The sequence below is a fragment of the Nocardia abscessus genome, assembly GCF_015477775.1.
Taxonomy (GTDB): domain Bacteria; phylum Actinomycetota; class Actinomycetes; order Mycobacteriales; family Mycobacteriaceae; genus Nocardia; species Nocardia abscessus_A.
The window spans coordinates 72,194-97,858 of sequence record NZ_JADLQO010000005.1; the positions used below are offsets into that span (position 1 = coordinate 72,194).

The following is a 25,665-nucleotide window of genomic DNA, read 5'->3' on the forward strand; positions in this document are numbered from 1 at the left end:
ATGGCTATCGAGCTGCCTGCCGCACTGAAGTACCTCGAGCCGATCGTCGGCATGGAGTGGCCCGAGGGCAACGAGGATCAGATGTGGGGGCTGGGCGGGGACTGGCGTACCGCCGCGTCCGAGTTGCGCTCGGTGATTCCCGATATCGAGGCGGCCAAGAGCGCGTCGATGACCGCCTATCCCTCGGGCGACGGCTACGAGGAGATGGTCAAGGCCTTCGACAGCTTCCTGACCTTCAGCGGCAGCAATCCGCAAGAGGACCAGACGCTGTCGAAGCTGGCCGACTACTTCAAGGAGATCGGCGACGGCGCCTACGACGTCGGCACCGAGATCGAGTACGGCAAGCTGATGTACTGGTCGTCGCTGGCGTTGCTGGCGGCCGAGCTGGCGGCGTCGTTCTTCTCCGGTCCGTTCAAGCCCGCGGTGGACGCGGCGGCGATCGCGCTCACCCGGATCGCGGTCCGCATCATCGGCCAGCGGTTGGTGCAGGCGGTGATCCAGCGGGTCGGGCGGATCGTCGCGAACCGGTTCGTGCGGTTCCTGCTCCGGCACATGGCGATCGACACGATCCTCGGCACCATGCAGGAACTGGGCGTGCAGGCCTACCAGGTGGAGCAGGGGCACCGCAAGAACATCAACGTCGAACAGGTCATCGTGACCGCCGTGAGCTCCGCGGCGGGTGGCGCCGCGGCCGGACCGCTCGGCGAGAAGGTGGGCGATGCGCTGACCCGGAGATTCGGTCCGGACTTCAATCCGTTCCTGCACGGCGCGATCACCGGGACCACGGCGGGATTGGCCGGAGCGGGAGCGGGTTTCGTAGCCGCGACCGCGACGCAGTTCGGCTTCGACGTGGCCACGGACGGGTTGGACAAGGCGCTGCAGAACCTGGGGAACACCCCGGTCGACTGGCGGATGTTCACCGCAGGCGCCTCCAACGGCGCGATGACCAGCGTCGCCAAGGTCGGTTCCGCGCAGATGTGGAACAAGATCATGCCGACCACGATGAGCCGGCCCGATCTGGGAACTCGCCTGGACAATCTCTTCGCCGACGTGGGCGGCCCGCGAGTGGGTTTCCGGCCCGACGGTGCGGGCGCGCCCGGTGCGGGCGACGGCAGCGGCCTGGCTCCCGGCGTTGGGGCACAGAACCCCGCCGGTACGTCGAACAGTCCGGGTGCGTCGAACGGTGCGGGCGCTCCCCGCGCCGGAATGCCCGCCGCGGCCGGGAACGGCACGAATACCTCGACGAGCCCCGCGAGCTCGGACGCATCGCGTTCCGGCCCCACTTCAACTGGCGGAGACCAGGTTTCGAACGGCGACGCCGATGGGACGCGGTCGGACGGGAACCAGGCCGCGCGCAACGGTGAGTCCGACTCGGCGCAAACGTCCGGTGAGCCCGGTGGCTCGGGAGAGCGTGCGTCGTCGGGAGAGCGTGCGTCGTCTGGGGAGCAGTCCTCGTCTGGTGAGCAGTCTTCGCCGGGGGAGCGGTCCGCAACGGGTGAGCAGTCTTCGTCTGGTGAGCGTGCGTCGTCCGGGGAGCAGTCCTCGTCCGGTGAGCGCTCCACGTCCGACACCGGCGCGGGGCTCGCCGACGAAGGAAGGCACGACCGCCAGGCCGGTACCGACCGGTCCGAGGAGCCGAACATCCTTGCCGGACAGCAGGACAGCGCCGTAACGGACCCAGCGGGCACGCAGCGCGGCACCGTCGACGGTGTGCAGAACCCGGAGACGCGGTCGGTGTCGGACACGCCGCCGACAGGCGTGACACCGGTCGCGGGCGTCCCGCTGACCGGCCCGGCGGCGACACCGCCCGCCGGGCCGACCACCGCGAGCGCGCCTCCGTCGAGCGGTGTGGCGCCGGGGGCCACATCCGCGTCGCCCGCTTCGCCCGGATCGAGCGACGCACGCACCGCGTCGTCCGCGGACCCGCGCACCCAACCTGCCACGCCGGAGGACGGGGCTCGCAAGACGCCCGTCGACAGGGCCCGGGCCGGTGTCGCGGATCGCCCCGCCGCGACCGGAGACAGGGCCGCGGTGCAGGCGGGCCGGGCCGACTCCGAGGCGCCGCGAGCCGAATCCAGGCGTGAAACCGGCGAGACCCGGCAGGTCGGTGACAGTCGGCCGACTGGTGAGACGCGGTCGAGTGGTGAGACACGGGCGACCGGTGACAGTCGACCAACTGGTGACAGTCGACCAACTGGTGAGACGCGGCCGACTGGTGAGACACGGCCGAGTGGTGAGACACGGCCGACAGGTGAGACACGGCCGACAGGTGAGGCGCGGGCGACCGGTGACAGCCGGCCGACTGGTGAGACACGGCCGCCTGGTGAGACACGCCAGGCTGGTGCGGACCGGTCCGAGGGGGAGACGTCGCGATCTCGCGGTACTCCGGAGTCCGAAGACGGTAGGCGGGACGCTGCCGAACCGGTCCTGTTGCCGGTCGCCGGTGACTCCGGCGATTCCAGGACGGCGCGCCGACCAGGTCCCGAGACCGATGGTCGCAGGGATTCCGACGACACCTCCCGGAACGATTCGGAACCCGATGAACCACAGCGGGATCCGAGAAACCGCGGGGAATGCGCCCGGCTCTCCCTCGAGGAGATCCAGCAGGCCACCGGAAGCGACACCATCCGGCCGCCGGACGAACCGGTCGGTGAGGGTGGCATGTCACTGCGTGACATCCAGCAGGCCGCGGGCGGACGCCTGTGGGACTACCCGGACGGCGGGCCGGACCAGTCCCGTCATCAGGGCGTCGCCGACGAACTGCTGCGCATGGCCGCGGGGATGGATCCGCGCGATATCGCCGAAGGCCGTGCACCGCGCGCCCTTGTGGTGGACGAATACGCCGGCCCGGTGGACGAGCACGGAGTCGGCGCTCACGCGTACACCCTGACCGTCCGAATGAACCCGGACACCGGCGAATTCCGCATCGAGGTGTCCGACCCGGGGGCGGAGATGCGCAGGGGCTTCCCGCCGGACGTGCCCGCGGAACTCCGGGCGGTGTCGGCGATCCTGTTCGACGGTCAGGGCAAGACGGTGCCTCCGAGCGGGTCCGATCCGCGGGTGCGCCCGACCGACGACCGCCCGATCTACGGCCGCGACGGCGAGATCGCCGGTCGGCGCAGCGACGAGACGCCGAAGCAGTTCCGGGCGCGGATGCGGGCCGAGATGGCCGACATGCACTCCCGGAGGGAAGCCGAGCAGGCGCGGCGCCTGCGCGACCTGGTGGACCGCATCGATGATTCGGACCTGCCGGAAGGAGTGACGAAACGGTCGTTGCGCCTGCGGGCATCGCAGGCGGAATGGCATGCCCGCGAACACCGGAAGAATGCCGACACCTGGTGGCGGGTCGCCGGGGGGCGGCCCGCCGACGACGTGCCGGAGCCGGGTGATCGGAGGGTGCCGCCGCGCGCTGCCGACGACGTGCCGGAGCCGGGCGATCGGAAGGTTCCGCCGCTGGACCGCAGCGGCTCTGTGGACGAGGACTCGGCGCAGCCCCAGCGCGGCCGGACACTCGATGAGTCACCGGACTTCCTCGGTGAGTCCGACGAGGCCGAGCACCGGTCGGAGCACGGGGCAGACGACGTTCCGGCCGGCATGTACCGCGACGCCGACGGACTGCTGCACAAGCTGGGTGATCGTCCCGACTCCTACCGTGATCCGGACGGCACATGGCATCACCGGGACGACGCTCCGGAGACCTACCGAGACGACACCTTCCGGCTGCACGACGCGCTGACCAAGGAATTCCTCCCCGATCATCTGACGAAGCGGCCCTACCGGTTCCTGGCCGATCCCGGACCCGAGGACTCGTACGCGGTGGTCGATGAGGTGATCGCCCGTCAGATCGCGAAGGTGGTCACCGAGCGGGCGACATTGCAGACCCAACGCGACAAAGCCAATGACGCGGTCAAGCGGCACATGGCTGAGTTCGGGATCGAGAAGATCAGCGATCTGGCCGAGGAGAAGCTCCAACCGCGGGTGCAGGATCTGGAAACCGCGATCCTGGAGTCGTCGCTGAGCGATGCGGAGAAGCTGGCCAAACTGGATCGCCTCGCCGAGATGGAGCGCAACGCAGCGGAGTTCAACCGGCTCGGGCCGTTGCTGGTGAACGCGTCGAAGACGCTCGGCGAGCTGGGCGGCAAAGCGTTCGCGCTCGATGCCGACAAGCGGCCGGGCGCGGTGCTGCTGTCGCCTTTCGTCGGCGCGATCGATGGCGCCGACACCGTCGACATCGCGGTGCTGGTCCCCGGTGTGGACGGTGGGCCGCCCAGGCTGGTGGTGATCGAGGCCAAGGGTGTCGGTTCGCAGCTAGGTGGCTCCAAAGTCGCTGAGGCGCAGCAGGGTTCGCCGGAGTATCTGCGCCGCACGGCCGCGATCGACAAGAATCTGCGGCGAATTCTGACCGAGACTCCGGAGCAGATGCGAGCGCGCGGCGTCGATCCGGACAGTGCCGCGGGGCGGGCGCTGCTGCGGGCGCGGGAAGAACTGCTCGCGGCGCATCGGGACGGCACGCTCGAGGTCGAATACCACCTGGTGCACGTCGCCAAGAACGGGGATGTGACCGTCAGCGAGTTCAATCTCGAACGCGACGGTGAGCTCGTGCGGATCGATGTCATCGGCGGCATCGAATCGCCCGCGCTGGTGCGGACGCCGAATCAGGTCCCGCCCGCCGCCGTTCCGGCCCGCGACGCGAACGCCGCCGCCGCTCCGGCACGGGACGCCGCGTCGGCTCGCGATGCTGCCGCTCCGGCACCGGACGCCACCCCGGCTCGTGACGCTGCCGCTCCGGCACGGGACGCCGACGAATCGGCACGGGACGCCGCGTCGGCTCGCGATGCCGATGAATCGGCCCATAACGCGGACGAATCGGCCCGTGATGCCGCCGAATCGGCTCTTTCCCCGCAGGCCGGCGACAGCGACGCGGCCGCTCGCGACGCCGAGTTGCTCGGCGTACCTGGCGAGGACGACTGGTCGCGTCTGAATCCGGAAGAGGTAGGTGCGCGGCTGCAGGAGCACCTGCGCACCGAGATGGGCAATCCCGAGTTCGAGGTCTTCGGGTTCGACCTGCCGGGTCTCAACCCCGAGGTGGTGCGGGAATACGCCAGGGCGATGGTTGATCTGGTCGGCCGGTTCCCGAGCGTCGACCTGCGCAGCATCGGGATCGGTGGGTTGCCGCCTCAAGTGATCGGCATGGCGCAGCCGCGGCTGGACGCCGCCGGCCGCATGTTCACCGAGTCGATCATCCTCAGCTACGACCATGCGACCGGTGCGCAGACCTTCCGCGACCGGATGCAGCTCGGCGTCGACAACGGCCGCTTCTCCCCGGAGGTGCTGCGGCGTCCGGTGCGGGCCGTGGTGGCGCACGAATACGGGCACGCGCTGGATTACGCGAGTCAGCAGAGCGCGCGCCAGCGGGCCGAGGAATACCTGTACGAGCGCTATCGGGACGACGACACCCACCCCCCGGATCTCGGTTTCGAGGACTGGCTGCACCAGCTCAGCGGCCACAGCTTCGACCGCGACGGCAACCTGCGGCCGGAGGAGGCGCTTCCCGAGGCGTTCGCCGACCACGTGCTCCGTGGCGACGACGATGCCCCCGCCGGCGCCCCCGCCCGTGCGCTACACGACCTGCTGACCCGGTTGGCCGCCGAACCGCCGGACATCGGTGACGCGCCCTTGTCGCTCGAGCCTGACCACGTCGACCTGCCGAGCGATGGACCTAACGGTCCGCCGCGGACCACTCCCGCACCCGACGAGCCGGACGGCGGTCCGGAGCCGGGCGACCGCAAGGTCGCGCCATTGGCCCGCAATGGTTCCACCGACGAGGCGGCGAAACCCCCGCAGACCTCGGCCGCCGACGGCGGGGCGAACAAACCGCCCGCCGATCCGCCCGCCCGTACGCCGGACGAACCGGACGACGGCGCGAACAACCGCGACGACGAGTCGGCGGCGAACGAGCCGTCGAACGAGGACGGCGCGCGGCAACCGGGCGATGTCGCCGCGGCCACGGAATGGGCGAACCGCGAGTACGACCGGATGCTGGCCGAACGCAACCGGCTCACCCGCGAAATGGAGTTCTGGCAGGCCAAGCGCGACGACCGGATCACCAGGCTGATGGACGTCCCCGATCCGGAACGGGCCCTCGGCACCCGCGAATCGCTGGCCGACACGATGCGGCGGCTGGACGAGGCGGCCGCCCGCCGGACCGTCGACATCGCTCCGCTGGGCGAGGAAGCGGGCAGGCAGGTCAGCGAACAGCGCTCGGCCGCCGATCGCGCGCGGCGGCTGCGGGATCTGAACAAGCTGGAGGAGGCCGCCCAGCACGTCATCCAGTTGCGTGAGCGGATCGCGGTCGTCGACAGTCAGCTGCGGGAACTGGTCCGCGACGGCGCCGTCGAGGGCAGGCCGCTGTTGGCGGAGACCCTTGCCGAGCAGCATCGAGCGGCCGCCGAGCGCGCCCGCGAGCTGCTGCGGATCAAACCGCGGCGCGGCATGCGGGACGATCTGGCCCAGCGGCTCGGCTCGGTGGACGAGCACGGGATGGTCGACGAGGCCGCCCTCGGCCCGGATCGGTTGGCGGAGACGATCGAACGGCTCGGGTCGGATCATCCCGACCGGTCCGCCGAGATCGGCATGCTCGACGAGGTGGCCCGCGAGGTCGACGAGGCGCACAACCGGATCGGCCGGATCCAGGACCGGATGGCGCAGCTCGCGGGCGCCGGGCACCGGGACATCGAGGCCGCCGGGGGCCGGATGGAGACCGACTGGGTCGGCGTGGTCGACGGCGACCCGCCCCGGATCATCGTCTACGGACCACGGGAACCGTTGACGCCCTCGGCCGATCGGGGCATGAGCGACCACGATCTGGCGCTGCAGCATGCCTTGCACTCCTCCGAAGCCGTGGCGCGCGCGATGATGCGGCCGGACGTCACGGTGGAGTACCGCCGGGTCACCTCCAACCGGGTCGGCGACTGGACGATCGATGGAGACCTGGCCGGGCCACAACTGCGTCACTTGGGCGGCAGCTTCGGGGCGAGGGACCGCGGCACGCCGCCGCGCGGCCTGGACATGGCGATGTGGCGGGCCGCGAACGGGCAGTGGCAGCAGGTCGATCCGTCCCGGCCGGACTGGCGGCAGAACCGTCGCGGCGTGGCCGAGCACGACTACAAGGAACGCGACCTGCCGGAAGGCGTCAGCAGCTGGGCCGTGGACCAGATCCAGGCGACGGTGCACGACTGGCTCGCCGACCCGCCGCCGCCCGAACCGACGCCCCGTGATCCGAACAGCCCCCCGCCGCCGCAACCGGTGAACCAGGATCTGCTGCCGCACATCGTGGGTGGCGGCTCACCGGCCAACCCGAACAACATCCCCACCTACGAAATGCCGTTCGCGGACGCGATTTCGCAGGTGATGCGGGTGATCATCGAGACGGCGAAGCTGTCGGGGTTCACCTGGTTCGCCGATCGGGACAACCCGGGCCGGCTCCGCCCCGGCTTCAAGGGCCATCCGTGGTTCCGCGCGCCGAAGTCCGAGCACCAGCCGTTCGTCCGTCCCGTCGAGGCGGACGACGTCACCGACGACCGAGGCACCCCGGAGCAGTTGCGCGACCGGGCGCGGCAGCGGCGCGAGGACTGGGCTCGCGTCCAGCGCTGGACGGACGAGCAGTACCAGCGTTTCCTCGGTGACGCCGACGACGTGGACCGGATCGCCGAGCGGGTGCGCGAGCAGCACCAGCGGGAGCGCGATGCGGCCGCGCGGGAGGTCATCGATGTACTCCGCCGCCGCGTGCTGCCGCATGCCGCGCTCGACCCCACGGGCGATCTGGACGCGCAGGTGGCCCGGCTGCGCGACGCCATCGATGTGGCGGACGCGGTACTGGAGCGACACTTCGGTGGCCCGCTCGATACGGAGCAGCGACGGCGAATCCTCGGCGACGTCGTCGACGTGATGGTCGAGGGTGCGGATGCCGATGCCCTGCGCGCCGCCCTGAACGACCACATGCGCGCGAGCACGCCCGATCTCACCGCGGACGACCTGCGGCAGATCAAGAAGCTGCTGATGGAGGACGAGCTGTTGATGCTCGATCCGGACACCGGGCAGCTCGAGTGGCGGCAATTGGATCGGCTGGCCCATGTCGCCGAGGCGTGGGGCAGGCTCGCCGACGGCGATCCCGTGCCCGAGGACTTCCGGCTCATCACCGACGCGCACGCGTGGTCCGAGCTGGCGCGCAGGTTCCGCGAGGAGAGCGACTACAACGTCACTTGGCACGAGATCTACGAGGCCGTAGCGCGGCTCGAAGGGCCGCACTGGGACGATCGCCGCCCACCGCTGTCGGACTGGCGCGCCGACATCCCGTATGCGCCCCCGCTACCCGCCCATCTGACCGACGGGCTGCGGTCGCCGGAAACCTCTGCCGCACAGCGGCCTCCGGACGCGGTGCGGGATCCGGTGCTGGAGGGCATGCTCACCGAGCTCGAGGCGACGGTCGAGCGGATGCGTCGCATGGATGCGGAGTGGGAAGCCGCGTCCCACCCTGCGCCGGATGAGCAGGGCGTTCGTCCGGATTCGGATGCCGAGCCGATACGGGATGCCGTGCTGGACGGGATGCTGGCGAATCTGGAGGCGACGGTCGAGCGGATGCGTCGGATGGACGCGGAGGCGAGGGCTGCGCTGGATCCCGTGCCGGAGGCAGGACCGGACGAGCCGGAAGGGTCCAACTCTCAGCGTGTTCCGGCCGCGGAGTCGGTGCGGGATCCGGTCCTGGAGGGCATGCTCGCCGAGCTCGAGGCGACAGTTGAGCGGATGCGTCAGATGGACGCCGACTGGGAAGCGGCCGATCGCGCGCCCGAATTGTCGGACGAGTCCGGCTCGCAGCGGGATTCGGGTGCGGAACCGGTAGTGCGCGGCGAGCAGTTGGACGGGATGCTCGGGAATCTCGAGGCGACCGTCGAGCGGATGCGCCGGATGGATGCGGAGTGGGAAGCTGCCGAGGCCGCGCGGGAGCCCGGGGAGGACGGTCCTGAAGCCGCGGGCGGGGTGCGACCGAGCGGGCCTCCGTCCGACCCGCCGTCGACGCCGGGGCGGGCGGCGGACGAACCGGGCACGCCGGATCAGCCGCGGCGTCCGGATGGTTCGTGGCGTCCCGATTGGGACGGGCCGATCGATGAGCGGCCCGACTTGCTCGGCGGACCCGACGACTCGATCGGCCGCGACGGGGATGTCCTGTTCGAGGGCAATCTGCCGGAGGGTGGGACACCGCTCTACCGCGGCATCCCCCGATTGCTGCCCGACGGATCGGTCAATCCGGCCTACACCGAGGCGATTTCGGGTCGCGCGGTGCCGAGGGGAACCGTGAACCTGTCCGCCGATGAGCACATCGGTCAGCGTCGCGCCGCCGAGAGCGACACCACGTCGTGGTCGCGCACGCGATCTTCGGCGGAGGCCTTCACCAACGGCGACGGCGTGATCCTGGAATGGCGCACGGGGTTGCCGCCGGAGGGCGCGTCGTGGAAGTTCAAGCCGATCTTCGACCTGCCGGACCAGTTCGCCCAGGTGCTCATCCAGGGGACGCTGCCCGACGCGCGGGCCACCAGACACCTCAGCGAGGACGCGAATCCCGAGCCCGTGGCGCAGCAGAACTCGAAGCAGCGGACAGGCGACACCGCGCCGCCGCACCGCGCGCCGGACGCGGACTCCGCGGCGCACGCCCGCGACGTCGAACTGCTCGGCGCACCGGCCGACGACGAGTGGTCGAGACTGAGCCCGGCCGAGGTCGGGGAGCGGTTGCGCGAGCACCTGAGGCAGGTGACGGGAAATCCCGAGTTCGAGGTGTTCGGCTTCGACCGCGAGGGTCTCAACCCGGAGGCGGTGCGCGAGATCGCTCGGGCAATGGTCGACCTGCACGGCCGGTTCCGGCAGGTCGACATCCGCCGTATCGGTATCGGCGACCTGGCGGGCAAGGTGATCGCGGAGGCGAACTCCGGATACGAGAACGGACACGCCTTCACCAAGTCGATCACGATCAGCGCGAAATACCTGGCGAGCGCGCAGGACTTGCGGCGGACGATGACCGACCGGGTCGACGACGGGCTGCACTCCTCGGCAGTCCTGCGGCGGCCCGCGTACTCGATCGCCGTCCACGAGTTCGGGCACGCGCTGGAGGACGCGGGTGACAACGCGGCCAGGGGTGGGGCCGAGGACCAGCTGCTCCACCACTACATGGACAACCACCCGGACAACCGGACGATGGACGGTTTCCTGGACTGGTTGCGCAGCCACCTCAGCGGCTACAGCCTGACGTCCAGCGGACTCGACTCGTCGGAGGCATTGGCCGAAGCGCTGGTCCAAGTGGTGGCGCACGGCCGCGACAACGTCGCCGAGCCCGTCCGGATGCTGTACGACCGGTTGGTCGACGCGGTCGAGGGTGACGCGCGGCTGCTCGGCGCGCCGTTCGACGACGAGTGGTCGCGGCTCGGCTCCGCGCAGGTGGGGGAGAAGCTGCGGGAGACTTTGCGGCGGATCACCGGCAATCCCGAGTTCGAGGTGACGGGCTTCGACCGGGACGGCCTCAATGCCGAGGTGCTGCGGGAATACGCCCGGTCGATGGTGGAGATGTTCGAGCGGTTCCCGCGGGCGGCCCTGCGCCGGATCGTCATCGGCGACCTGCCGCGCGGCGTGTTCGCCGAAACCGGGCAGGGGATCGAGCGGGGCAACCGGAAGACATTCGCGGACGCTCTGCTGATCAACGCGCACTACGCCGCGAGCGCGACGGAATTCCGCAAGGACGTGGAGAAGGGCGTCGAATCCGGTTGGCTTCAGCCGAGCGCCGCGCACAGGCCCGTCCATGCGATGGCGCTGCACGAGTTCGGCCACATTCTCGACATCACCAGTGGCGGTTACGCCCGGCGCAAACTCGACGCCGCGCTGCTGGACCACTACATGTCCAAGCACCTGGGCGAACCGACCACCGAGGGCTACCTCGCGTGGCTGAAGGACAATCTCAGCGGGTACAGCCTCGACAAGTCCGGACTGCTCAACCCGGCGGAGGCACTGGCCGAGGCGTTCGCCCAGGTGGAATCGCGTGGGCGCGGCCGGGTCGGTGAGCCCGTGCGCGTGGCCTACGACCTGCTGCGCGAAGCGGTCGCCCGCGGTGGCTATCGCGGGTGGCTCGGCCGGTTCCTCGACGGGCTCCGGCTGGAGCGGTTGTTTTTCCGCAACGAGACGGGCGGAGTCGAAGGCAGTGCCGCCGAAGCCCCGAGGGCTCCTGAGCGGCATGCGATTCGGGTGGAGGACGAGCAGCCCGGGGGCGGGGACGAACCGAGACGCGAACCCGGTGCACCGCACGCCGAACCCGCCGATCTCGAAAGCCTGGGCGGCGACGAGCCCGTCGCTTCCGGTGGTGACGAGTCCGGCGCTCCCGGTGGTGACGAGCCCGTCGTGCGCGACCTCGTGCGCCCGGACGAAGGGCAACCGGCCGGCTGGCAGTACCGGCCGATCGATATCGCCGCAGCCGAGGTACGGGAAGTGCTGGCGCGCAGCGAGATCGGCAGGCAGGCGCTCACCCGGCTGCGTGATCTCGGCGCCGCGATCCGGTTCGAGGAATCCGGCGACGGTCCTGGACAGCCGGACGGGTTCGACGGGCGGACGATGGAAGTGTTCATCGGCACCCGCGGGCGCGACCAACTGGCGCAGGCAGCGGCGGTCGTGCGGGCCGCGGAGCTGGCCGGAGCGGTCGTCGAGGGCAGGCTCGAGGTGACTCCGGCCCGCATCCGCGAGCTGGACCGGGCCGATCACGTCGCCGCGCGCGTGCGCGTGGAGGCCGAGGCGCTGGGCCGCCAAGCCGAATTCCACCGCGAGATGCGCGAAGCCGGTTACGACCCGCACGGCGGGCCGGTGCGCGATCTGGTCGATGCCGCACAGCGCAGCGCGCTGGAAGCGGCCTATCTGGACGCCTTCGACGCGACCGGGGGCGTCGATCGGACGGATGGCCCGCCGGTAATTGAGCCGTCGCGCCAAGCGATCCGAGACGCGGAAGCGGCCCGATTGACCGCTCGGCGCGACGCGGTGGCCGCCGAGGTCGACGCGGCGCGTGCCCGGCGCGCGGAGGCACTACGCGGCCTGGCGAGCGAAGCGGATGTGCGAACGCGAGCCGCGCTGACCGACACACTGGAGCAGTTGCACGGCCGGACCACACGGGTCGACCAGTTGCATGCCCGGCAGGACCGCCTGGCGGAGCTGGAGCGGGCGGCGCTGCGGGTGATCGACCTCGAGGAGGTGCTGGCCGGGGCCGACGCGCAGTTGCGTCACGTGCTCGACGCGGGTTCGCGCCAACCGGATTCGACCCCGGAGCTCGGACAGCGGCGCGCGGCAGGCGTGGACGAGCTGCTGGCCGACCCGCGGTTCGATTCGCGGGAGGACCCACGCGACGGGTTGAGCGCCCGGCACGAAGCGGGCGAGGAGTGGGACGCCGCGCACCGCCCGCGCACACCCGAGGCAGCGGAGGAATACGCTCCCTCCGATCTCGCGACGGCCCGCGAGCTGGAGCGACTCCAGCGGGCGGAGTCGGCCGCCCGGCGCGAGCTGACGCGCATCGAGGCGGACTGGGATCGCGCGTTCCGGCGGTTGAAGAATGCGTACAACCTGCCCGACGACGAGATCCCGTCCACCCGGCAGGAAATTCTCGACCTGTTCCGGGAACGCTCCGAGCGCATCGATATCTGGAACGGCACCAGCTATGTGCTGCTGCTCGCGGAACTGACCGCTCAGCACGCGCGCGCGAGCGCGGACCGGGCCCGGCTCCTCGGCGAGATCACCGACGTTGTCGCGCGGGATCTGTCGGATCGGGCCGCGAGGGCCGGTGATCCGCCACCCACCGGCATCCGGGTCCACCTCGACGAATCCGGTGTCCCGCAGGTATTCCGGGATGCCGCCGACGCGCCCGTGACCGATGGGAAGCCCGATCCGCTTCCGCGCAGGGCCGAGCAGACGCACCCGCTGACGATCACCGAGCACGCGGGCATGCTGCTCGACCGGGCGTTGCGCGCACTGCGCGGCAGTGACCAGGGCAAATGGGCGGCGGACCTGCTGGGTCGGCTCGGCGTGGACATCCGGTTCACCACCGAGTCCGAGGCGAGCATCGTCCGTCTGGACAGCGGCCGCTACGGCCTGCGCCCGGCCGCGGGCTATGACCCGGTGACCAATACCGTTGTGCTGGAATCCGACGGCGGAGCCGACCGGCATGCCGCGGAACTCATCCGCGCGGCACGGCTGGCCGAGCAGGTGAGCGAAGCCGCGGGCGAACCGCTGGCCCGGCTGGCCATGTCCCGCGACGAGTACGTCGACCTGATGCTGGATCGGATGGCCGAGGCGTACGCCCTGATGTACGCGGGGAACGCGGATTTCACCGGCAAGATCGATCTGAACCGGATCGGCGTCGACGACCTGGAACGCGCCTACGCCAAGGCTTACGACGACGCGCTGAAGTACGCGGAGAAGACATACTGGAAGTCCGGCGTCGTCCGGTCCTACCCGCTCTACCACCGGGCCGCCTTCCGCGCCGGTGTGCGTGCCGTGCGCGAGCATCTGAACAACCTCGGCCCGATGGTCGACTGGCGCAGCTACGGCGACCATTTCGGCGCGGCGTGGGACCGCGCGCACGGCATCGTGCCGACCGACCGCGCCGCCGGAACCGATACCCCGGCGTCCCGCGAGGACACCCCGGCCCGCGTCGCCGAGCGCGCCGGACACATCGCGCTGGAGATCGAATCCTTGCGCGAGCTGCGTGCTCTGGGCGAGTACGTCCCGGTCAGCCCGGCCGAACGCGCGTACACCGAGGCGTACGACAAGGCGTACACCAAGGCGGACAAGGCGCATCGGCGCAACCCGGCGGCACCGCCGCCGGAGGAGGTCGCCTACCGGGCGGGCCGCGAGGCGGTACGCCGCTATCTCGGCCGGGTCGGATCGGACAAGGCCGAGATCGCCCTCGACGTGGTCCGCGCCGCGGGCGATCACGACGAGTCGCGGTGGGGTCATCCGAAGACGCCCGTGGACGCGATCACGCCGGACTCCGACGGTTTCGCCGACGACACGCCGAACCGCGAGATCGGCCGCCCCGACGACGCCGACCTCGCGCGGCGCGTCCTCGACCAGGAATTCGGCAGCCACCCGCAGCCCGAGCGGCTCAGCGACCGCGTCGCGCGGTATCCGGCCGACTCTGAGCCGGGCAGGCGTCCGCGCCTGGTCGTGGTCGCCGAGCCCGGTCAGCACATCGACGCCCTGCGTGAACTGGCGGCGAGTCACCCGGAACTCGCCGATGTGCTCTGGGACCGGTCGCACTACCTGGACTACCGCAACGCGGTGCGCGGGGCCGGTGGCCTACCGACCATGCACCACATCACGGTCACGGCGGCGGAGGGGCAGTACCGCCACCCGAGCACGGACGAGGCGCGCACGCAGATGCTGGCGCACTACCTGCGCTACCGGGCGGAGGGCCGGACCCGTCTCGGATTCGACGAGTGGCTGAAACAGCTGGGCCCGGAGGCGTTCTACACCTCCGAAGATGCCGAGCAGGCCCGCGGCACCCGCCGCCAGGGCCGGCATGTGCCGGGCAGGCTGGTCGAGGGCTTCCACGAGGCGGGACACCGCACGGCGGCCGACGCCGACCCGCCGCTGACACCGCCGCATCCGGCCGAGGTCGCCCATCGGTTGTACACCCGCCAGATCCCGTTGCCGAGCGACCCCGGTATCCGCCGCCCGTCGCATCACCAGCTGGAGGTCTTCCAGGTCGGCGCAACGCATCTGAGTATTCATCTGGAACCCGACGGCAACGGCGGCTGGCGGGTGCCCGCACCGGTGTCGACCGGATCGAACTCCGACGTGCTGGCCACGCATCTCCAGGGTTTGGCGGCGCCCGATCGGAAGAAGCTGATCGCCCGGATCATCGAGCTGCTCGACGACGGCTCGGCGGACCTGTCGGATCGCGGTCAACCGCGCAGCAGGTTCGGCCGGTTCATCGATCGGCTCACGCCGGGCAGGCCGGGTCCGTCGGAAGGCGATGGCCTGCGCCGCGACGATCGGTCCACCGACGGGGCCAACCACCCGAACCTCGACCGGGACCGGATGGCCGACGAGTCCGCGCGCCCGGCACATCCGCCCGAGGACATCGCCGCGGACCTGCCCGACACCGAGGCGCTCGGCGTCCCCGGCCCGGACGAGTGGTCGGCGCTCGGTCCGCACGAGGTCGGCGAGCGGCTGCGGAATCTGCTGCGCGAAGCCATGGACGAACCCGAGTTCGAGGTGTTCGGCTTCGACCTGCCCGGTCTCGACCCCGAGGTGGTGCGGGAATACGCCAGGGCCATGGTCGACATGTACCAGCGGTTCCCGCACGTCGACCTGCGCGGTGTCGGCATCGGTGATCTGAAGCGGGGCGAGCTGGGGTGGGCCGACGGGCAGATCGACCAGGTCACGAAGGCGGTGTTCACCAGAGCGATCGTCTTCAGCTACGAGCACGCGACGAGCGCGCGTGGCTTCCGTGCCGCGGTGCACAACGCCGTCGGCAACGACCAGATCAAGCCGATGATGCTGCGGCGGCCCGCCTATGCCGTCGCAGTGCACGAATACGGTCACGCGCTCGATCACGCAGGCGGCCTGGCCGCCCGGATGCGGGCCGAGCGTTTGCTGCTCGAGCTGGCCGCCGAGGACCCCGACGGCGATTTCGGCCAGTGGCTGCGGGAACTCAGCGGATACAGCCTCGACGACGAGGGCCTGCTGAACGATCACGAGGCGGTGGCCGAAGCGTTCGCCGAGGTCGTGATGCGCGACCAGCTGGGCGAGGGCCCGGCGAGCAAACCCGTGCGCGCGCTGCACGACCTACTGCTGCGGCACGCGCAGAATCCGGTCGGGGCGGACGTCGACGCGCCGACCAACGACCGCCTGGTGCTGGACACCCCCGACGACCAGGTCCGTGATCTGCTCCGCCAGACCGACTTCGGCAAACAGATCCTGGCGAGCCTGGACAACGGCCCGATCCGCACTCGCTTCGAAGAAACCGCGCCGGACGGGCGGACCGGCGAGTTCCGGCGCCGCGAGCTGGCGGCGCTGGCCTTCACCTCGGGCAACTCGCACGTGCAGCAGGCCCTGACCCTGGCGCACGAATCGCTGCACGCGCAACGTCATCTGCAGCGCACGACGCCGAACACCCCCGAGCGCATCCGCGCGATGACGCGCCAGGAATTCGTCGACGCGATGGTCGAGGAGGAAGCCGCCGCCGGCGGCAGGCACTTCCGGCTGGCGGCCGAACTGCGGTCGCTCGGCTACGACATCGCGGAGCATCCGCTCGAGCAGCACTACCGGGAGGCGTTCGAGCAGGAACTGGCCGACCGGGGTTGGGACAATGCGGGGACGCGCGCCGAGGCCCACGATCGTGGCGTCGCGGCGCTGCGCGAGCCGCTCGGCCGGACCGAATGGAACAACGGCCGGAATTACGCCGACTACTACGGGAACATCTGGGACGAGGCCCATATCGGCCGGGACGGCGCGGTGGACGCGGGCAGGCACCATCCGTTCTCGCCGATGACCGCGGACGAACTGTGGCAGGGTGCGCTGAACCGTCAGGACGCCGGGCTGCGGGCGCGGGAGGCTGCCGCGGAGTTCGCCCGACAGGCTGAAGCCATGTTCGGCACGCGTGCGGTCTCGCGCTCGGAGATCGAGTGGGCGCTGCGGGCGGCCGAGACCGAGCTGGACACGACCACTCAGGCCGATCGCGGCGCACAGCTGCGGCGCAGGCAGCACGATCTGCGCGTGCTCGCCGACCTGGCGGATCTGCGAGATCAGGCCGAGACCCGGTTCGAGGGACAGCGGCGCAGCCTTGCCGCGCTGGCCGCGCGTGGCGTGCTGGGTTCGGCGGTTCGCGGCGAGCCGGGCGCGCGGGTGCTCACCGATCACCTCGCCTATGTTCCTGGCGAGCCGGACCGGCTGGTGATCGCCGCGGAAGCCGGTGACCAGCAACGGGTTATGCGGGACGCCGAACGCGACCCGTTCGCGGCCGCGCTGCTCGGCCGGGACGACGTCGATCGCAGGTTCCTCGAGGTGGAGATCGACGACTTCGGCCGCGTGCTGGTCCGAGCGGCCGAGCCGGAGCGGATCGCGCCGAGTGAGCCGATCGGCGAGGCCACGCCGCGCGACCTGGCCGCGACCGCGGCGGCCGAGCGGACCGCCAACCTCCGCGCGGAGCTGGCCAGGACCGAGCTCGGCAGGCAGATCGACCGGGCGCTGACCACGCACAAGGTGCGGATCGAGTACGAATCGGGCGCGCCGGATCGCTACTATCCCGCGCAACGGCGGCTGGTTCTCGATCCCGGGCTGACCGACACCGAACAGATGCTCGCGCTGGTGCGCGGTGGCACGCTCGCCGACCTGGCCCACGCGCCGGACATGCCCGACGCCGCTCGCGTACGGACGCAGTCCTCGCGCCGCGATTACGTCGGCGCGATGCTCGACCTGGAGACCGCGGCGCGCCTCATGGAGTTCGCCGCGATCCGCGAGCTGCGGGCCGGGCACGACATCCCGGAAACCGAGCTGGAGCGGGTGTACACCGAGGCTTACGACGCCGCGCACGCGGCCGCCGAAGCGGCCGAGCCGAACGCCTGGCCCGAGCAGCACGAGGATCAGGCGCGTGCGGCCGCGTTCGAGGCGCTGCGTCCGTTGCTGGACGCCCAGCTCCTCGGACCGGACCAGACCTACGCCGATTTCTACGGCGACGCCTGGGATGCCGCCCATGGTGAGCGCTCGTTCGACCGGATCGTGGCGGAGGCGCTGGCCTCGGGCGAGGCCGAGGTGACCGTGCTGCGCGAGGGCGATTCGATGCACAGCGCCCGGCGCGTCGAGCTGGTCCGATTCGGCAACGGCACCGAACTGATCCGCAAGATCGTCGTCAATCCTCGCCACGCCGTCGCCGAGGTGCTGACGGGGGTGCTCGGCCGCGCCGTCGACGCGCCGGTGCCGGAGTCGGTGCTGCACGAGCCGACCGTCGTCTACCAGCAGGTGATGGCGGGTGAACCGGCCGGAGACCGGCATCGCGACTTCGCCGATCCGCACGAACTCGGTTACGCCGATTCGCTTCCCGGCCGAGCCCTCGGGCTGCTGGACACGCTCGTGCGCCTTCCGGACCGGGACCGCCTCGGATGGCTCGCCGGGCCGGACCGTCAGCTCGCCGGTATCGATCACAGCCGATCCTTCGAGAACAGCGCCGAGGCCCGCGATGCCGTGAGCCCGTTCGCCGAAGGATTCCTCGGCCGCGACGACCACGGAAACGTCCGCTACCGCGACAACGCGCTCACCCGCGAGGCCGTCGACATCCTGACCGAACGGGTCGCCGCGCTGCGGCCGGAGTTCGAGCGCTACGGCCGCGCCGCATGGCACGACCTGGTCATGGAACGGCTGGCGCAGGTGCGCGAACACGCGCGCGACCTCGCTCCCGCGCCGCCGCCGTCCGAGTCGCCGGACTTCACCACACCCCCCGGCGACGACGGCCACACCGTGGTCCGCGAGTACAACAAGGTCTACTTCTTGCGCGGTCCCGACGACTACGGCATCTACGCCACCGTCGACAGCGAGGGTGTTCTGCGCTTGCGGATGCACCCGAAGACCGAGCCCGCCGACGGCGCCACCATGTTCCGGGACGCGATGGACGAACTCGGGCACCTGGTGACCGAGATCCGGGGTGAGTGGCGCCGGGAAGGCGATCTTCCCGCCGACGGCACTGATCTCTATCGGACGCCCGAGGAAGCGGTGCTCGATACCTTCCTCGCTCAGCTGGCCGCGGAACACGGTTTCACCGAAGTCCGCGTGGAGGCGGCCGATTCCGGCGAGAACACCGCGCCCACTGTGCGTTTCACCGAGCCCGAGTTCACCGGTGTGGATACTCGCGCGACGCCGGACGACATCGAGCCGCGGACCGAAGACGAGAACCAGCGGGAACCGGCCCCGGACGACGCGCCGGAGGCGGACCGCACGGCCGACCAGCCGGAGCGCACAGACGTCCGCAGCGAAGACCTGTGGCAGCTGAGCCGGATCGACGTCACCGCGACCGAGGTGTGGCAACTGCTCGAACACTCCGCCGTCGGTCGCGAGGCGGCGCAGGTGCTGCGTGCGGAGGGCGCCCGGGTGCGGTTCGCCGACCTCGGCGACGAGATCGGCGAGGCCGACGCCTTCGATCGGCGCACCATGGACATCCTCATCGACACCCATGACCGCGGGCAGGTGGAGCTGGCGAGCGAACTGGTGCGGCTTGCCGCGCTGACCGAGGTGATCCGCGCCGGAGAGGTGGAGGTCACGCCCTCGCGGATCCGGGGAACGGCGCGCGAAGAATATGTCGCGGCCCAGTTGCGCGCCGATGCCGTGGCGACCGGCAGGCAGGCGGAATTCCTCCGTCAGCTGGAGGACGCCGGGTATCCGGGACGACCGACCGCACTGGCGCCGGTCGAGGTGAACTACCAGCGCGCGGTACGCGAGCAATACCTCGACGCCTACGACGCGGCGGTGGCCAGGGCGCGCGAGGCCGATCCGGCGCTGGACGCCGAGCGGCTTCGCGAACGCGGACGAGCCGCGGGCGTCGAAGCGCTGCTGGCCGGTGACCTGTTCGACGCGCCATGGTCCACAGAGGAGAGCACCAGCGCGCGCAGCATCCACGGCCGCGACTGGGACGCCGCGCAGCAGCACGAACGCGCGGCCGACGAGTACCGTCCCGCGACCGGGGCGGCCGCGCGCGACACGCAGGAACTCGTGCGCAGGTACGCGGCCCACACCAGGGAGATCGGCCGCATCGACGCGGTGTGGGACCAATTGGTCCGTGGGCTGGACGGATTCGATCCCGAGAACAACGTCTTCGACCGCCGGGCGCTCGCGCAGGACCGCCCGGCTGTGCTCGCGCACCTGCGCGAGCTCGTACGCGTGCGCGGCGAACTCGGCGAGCAGCAGCGGTCCTTGTTCGACACCCAGGTGCGGGTGCTGAGCGAACTGGCCGCCGATCGTGGGCGCGCCGTCGCGGCGCGGGACCAGGTGGCCCTCGAGCTCGCGGCGCGCGTCGGGCACGACCTGATGGACAGGCAGGTCCGGGAGGCCGGTGGCAGCTGGCTCACCGACCGGGTGGCGTGGCTGCCCGGATCACCGCCGAAGGTGTTCGTCGCGGAGACCGGCGACCGGTTCACGCGGGTGACCGGCGACGAGGCGCCCGAAACGTCCCTGCGGCACACCCTGGCGGTCGAGGATGTGGTCGCCGACCGGGTCTGGGTGGACGTCGACGACTCCGGCGCGGTGCGGTTGCGGCACGAGCAGACCGATCCGCGCGACGTCTGGTCCGAGGCCGACGGCGGCTGGATGCGCGAGCGGAAGCCGGGACAGGTCGGCGTGGACCGTCCGGTCGGCGACGAGCCGGCACCGGCCGACCACTCGACCGCCCGGGTCGACCGGGTGCTGCGTGTGCTGGACGGCGACAACCTGCGCGTCTACATGAACATGCGCGGCGAGCGGGTGCGCGGCGGCGGCAATTCCGTGGGCCGCTGGGCGATGGGCGTCATCGACCGGCTCGGCGTCGATCTCCGGTTCACGTTCGACGACCAACCGACCGCGCGGGACGGCAGACAGGTGCTGCGGTCCGACGCCGGGTACGTCCCGTCGGCTGATGTCATTGTGCTGCACCAGAACGCGTCGACGATCGAACTTGCCGAGGCGATCGTCCACGCGGCAGCGATGGCCGAGCAGGCGCGCGCCGGCGCCGGGCTGCTCGATCGGCTCACCATGTCGCGGGACGAGTACATCGGCACCATGCTCGACCGCCAGGCCGAGGCGCACGCCAGGGCCTTCGAGTTCGCCCGGGTGCGCGAGATGCGCCAGCGGTACGAGATCAGCGCGGACGACCTCACCGCGGACGAGGCACGCACCACCGAGCACGACGACCGGCTGCGCCGGACATTCGACGAGGCGCGCAAGAAAGCACGCAAGATCGCCGCGCGTGCCTATCGCGGCAACTCCTCGGTCCGGCCGCCGATGCTCGACGCCGCGGCGTTCCGGGCCGCGGTGCGGGATGTGCGTGCCGCGCTGGTCGAACAGGGGCCGCTGATCGACGGCGTCGACTACGCCACCCACTACGCCCGGGAATGGGACCGCGCCAACGGGTTCACCGCCGCCGACCTGGAGCACGCTCCCAACTCGAACAAGGCGGACTCGCCCGAGCTGCGGCGCATGCGCACCGGTGATTTCGCGGTGGAACTCGAAACCCTGCGCGTGCTGCGGGATTCGGGCCGTTTCGTTCCGGTCGGACCCGCCGAGACCGCCTACACCCAGGCTTACGACCGGGCATACCGGAAGGCGTCGAACGCCGATGACGGCGTGCCGCCCGAGCGGCGCGCGATGGACGCCGGGCTGGCGGCTCTGCGCAAATACGTGGACAAGGTCGGTCTGCCCGAGGCCGAGATCGTCATGGAAGTGGCCCGCTCCGCGGCGGACAACCATGAGGAGTACCAGCCGTTCCCGATGGCCGACGATCCGGCGGCGCCCGCCCGGGTCGCCGCCGCCGAGGTCTCCGACGCGGCGGCGGCGCGGCGCGCGATCAACGCCCTGCTCGACCGCGATCCCACCGGCGTCCGCCTGACCGAACGCATCGCGCTGTTGTCCGGCGAGCGGGGCGGGCGTCGGCTGGTCGTCGCGGCGGAGCGAGGCGGGCACATCGACGCGTTGCGCGAACTGTCCGTGCGCAATTCGGCATACGCCGACGTGCTGTGGAGCGGCACCCATCGCCTGGAGTACCTGGCGGTCTCGCCCGGCGAGGCCGACGCACCCGCCCGCTGGCTCTCCTCGCGCGAAGCGGAGGGACCATATCGTGCGCCGGACCGCCACGAGACGATGAAACAGTTCCTGGCTCAGTATCTGCGCTACCGGGTGGCCCGGCAGACCGATCTCGGCTTCGAGGCCTGGCTGCGCCAGCTCGGTCCGGAGATGTTCTACACCAAGAAGGACGAGCGGGAGGTCGCCGGGAGCGAGGCCTACGAGGGCAGGCAGAACAAGGGCACGTTGCGGCACGACGCACTGAAGAACTTCCGCACCGAACCGGAGGTCGGCGAACCGCATCCGGCGGTGGTGGCGCACCGGATGGCCACCAGGCAGGTGCCGCTGGGCGGCAGCGGACGGGGCGTGTCCTGGCCGCGGACCACGCTGGGAACGATCGACCTCGCGGATTATTCGTTCGGCATCGTGCTGGAAGCCGATGGCAACGGCGGATGGCGGGTGCCCGCCCCGAACGGCGACGGCAGCCTCGACGACGCGCTGGCCATGCTGTTCCACGGCATGTCCGACACCAGCGAGAAGAAACTGGTCAAGCGGATCACCCGGCTGCTCGACGACGGCGGGGCGGATCTGATCCGGCGCGAACCCCGGGGACCACTGCGGCGAGTGGCCGATCGGCTGTCCTTCGGGTCGCGCAACGGCCAGGACGATGCCGCGCGCGCGATCGATGCGGGCGGAACCGACCGGAATCCACCGCAATTCGATCCGCCGCGTCCGCCCGATCCCGACGAAGGCCGCCGTGCCGAGGCCGACCGGCGGCAGGCGGTGCTGGACCGGCTGGCCGCGCAGAATCGGGCCGCGGTGCGCGAACGCGATGCCGCCCGAGCGGCGGGCGATCCGGACCGGCTGGCCAGAGCCGAGGAGCGCGTCGAGCGGCTGGACCGGGCGATGGCGACCGCCCTGGAACGAGACGCGCTGCTGCGCGCCGATGCCCGGCCGATCACCGATCGCGTCGGCATCCTCGCGGGGGAGCCCCCGATGGTGCTGGTGGTGAACCTCGGCGGTACGGATCCCGCTCGCGCGCTGACCGATGCCGCGGCCCGGTATCCGGAGGTGGCGGAGGCGCTCGATCGGGGCGCCCGGCCGCGCGAATTGCGGGTCGACGCGGACGGCACCATCAGGCTCGTGCCGATCGCCCCCCGCGCGGACTCGACCGATTCCGGGACCGCCGAGCCGGACCACACGGCGAGCGGGCAGCGGGCCGATGTCCCGGCCGAGCCGGGCGGCGCCGACACCGCACAACCCGCTTCCGGCGACGGCGGTGCCGAAAAGCCGCCCACCACAGCAGCTTCGGCCGACGAACCCGGCGACGATCCGGGCCCGCGGTCGGACTGGTACTTCCAGATGCGGATCGAACAGGCCGACTGGGAAGCGGACATGGCCGCCGACCACGCCGCCTGGCTGCGTGAGCTGGCCGACGGCCGCCCGGATGACCGGTGGGCACGATTGCGCGCCGAACAGGCGGAATGGAATGCCCGGATGGCCGCCGACCGCGCGGCCTGGCTGCGACTGGAGCAGGCGCGGCACGAGGCATGGACCGCCGCCGCCGAAGCGGATCGGTTGCGGCGGGCCGCCGACGCCGACCGCGACGATCCGTGGGCCGAACTCCACGCGCAACAGGCGGAATGGAACGCCCGGATGGCGGAGGACCGGGCGCAGTGGTTGCGCAGGTTGTACACGCCGATCGGGACCACGCCACAGCACGATTCGGGCGCGGGCACAACGGACTCGGCGTCCACGACACGGACCGACTCTGCGCCATCGGCCGATTCGCCCGCCAATCCGGAATTCGGCACACCACCGCGCAACGCGGACGAGTCGCGGACCGGTGACGTCGAGGGGTTCGACCTCGCGCCATCGGCCGCCGACACCCCGGAACCGGGTACATCGCAGCGCACGGCTGACGAGTCGCGGACCGGCGACACTGATGGGTCCGAAGACGCGCGGGACCGGATGTCCCCCGAGATCCGGGCGGAATACGACCGGCTCGCAGCGGAACTCGAGCAGGCGCAGGCCCGCCGGGACGAATTGCGTCGGCAGCGCGACGACCTCGCCGGGCGGCTCCCGATCGACGACGCCGACGACTGGGCGACCCTGCGCCCCGGGCCGGACGGCCTGGACCGGACGCTGGAGGACCTGCGCGGCCGGACCATGCCGGTCACCGAGATGCCGGAACGGCTCGCCCGGATCGACGCGCTGGAACAGGCCGCGCGGGACTTCGCCGACGTCGACGCCGAAGTCGCCCGGCTCGAGACGGAAGTGGCGAACCTGGAGCTGTCCACCACCCCGCTGGGCGAATACGACCGGCTCGTGCAGCAGCGTCAGAAGCTGACCCGCGAACGCGAGTTCTGGCGGGCCAAGCGCGACGATCGGGCCGCGCGCTGCGACTTCTGGGGTGACAACGTCTCTCTGGACGACTCGGCCCTGCGCGGGGATCAGCTGGAGGCCACCGTCCTCCAGCTGTACGAAGCCGCGAACGTCCGGACGATCGACGATATCGGCGGCCTCGACGACGCGCCGCACACCGACCGGGTCGCGCCGGAGCCGCTGGAACTCGAGCATCGCAGGCGGGTGATCGAGAAACTCGCGGCGGCGGCCGAGAAGGTCAACCAGCTCGATGAGCAGATCGGCCAGGTCGACCGGCAGATCGATGAGTTGCGCAGGGCAGGCGTGGGAGTCGAACGATCCCGTCCGCAGGACGTGATCGACGCGTTGGAAGAGCTTGCCCAGCAGCGAGCGGACGCGCTGCGCGAGGTCAAGCCGCTGCGCCACCAGCGCGACGACCTCGCCGCCCGCCTCGGCCTGCTGGATCCGGAGGGCCGGGTCGATCAGGCCGCCAGTGAGCCGGACCGGCTGGACCGGACCGTGGCCGACCTGCGCGCTGCGGTCCGCGACGGACTCTCGGACGGAACACTCTCCGACGACGAGGCCGCCGCTCGCCGCCGCGACATCGACGCACTCGACGCCGTCGCGCGGGAGGTGAATACCGCGCACAACGCGATCGGCCGCATTCAGGACGACATGGCGAAGGTCGCGGGCGCGTACCGCGACCTCGTCGAGCGCGGCGGAGGCCGGATGGTGACCGACCGGGTCGGCATCGTCGACGGCGAGCGACCACGCGTCATCGTGTTCGGTCCCCGCCCCGACCCGGCCGCTCCGCGAGCCGATCACGACGCCGCGCTGGCCGACGCCTTGCGCCGCAACTCCGATGTGGCGCAGGCGATCGTGCGACCGGAGACCACCGTCGAATACCGGCGGGTGCTCGCCGACCGCGAGGACAACGTGCGGGTCGAGGAGATGGATCCGCCCGAGATCGAACGGTTGAGCACCGGATGGATCGGCGGCCGCCGCCTGGACATCACCTCCTGGCGCGACGCCGACGGCGTCCGGCACCACGTCGACCCGACCCGTCCGGACTGGGAGTTCGGGCGCGACCGCAGCGAGCTGCCCAAGAAGTTCACGCCGAAGGATCCGCCGGACGGCGTCAGCGGGTGGGCGATGGAGGACGTCGTCAACGACATCACCCTGCCGACCGACGACGTACCGCCGGGCAAAGTCCCGGAGAGCACCCTGCCGGTGCACATGCCACAGGCGCCTTCGCAATACGACACGTCGGGTGTGGACCCCAACGATCTGTTCAGCCAGCACTGGGGCGCGGATTCCTACAACGTGGTGCGCCTGCTGCTGATGGCGGCGCAGGTGCCCAAGCATCCGGCGGTGAAGGCGTGGATCCAGCGTCATCCGGAGATCGGGGAGTGGGTGCAGGCGCGGCCGTGGCTGCAGCACCTGCCGCCGTTCGGTACGGTCTTCCGCAACTATGCGTGGTTC

The 25,665-nt window shown here is 71.2% G+C and carries 1 protein-coding gene (running past one end of the window); it reads left to right on the top strand.

What is annotated here, in order from left to right; all coding sequences use genetic code 11:
- Positions 1–25,665: the 5' portion of a hypothetical protein gene (locus tag IU450_RS15600; RefSeq protein WP_195150520.1), read on the top strand. 9,900 nt of this gene lie beyond the right edge of the window; the window shows 25,665 of its 35,565 coding nt (coding positions 1–25,665); its start codon is at positions 1–3; its stop codon lies off the right edge, out of view.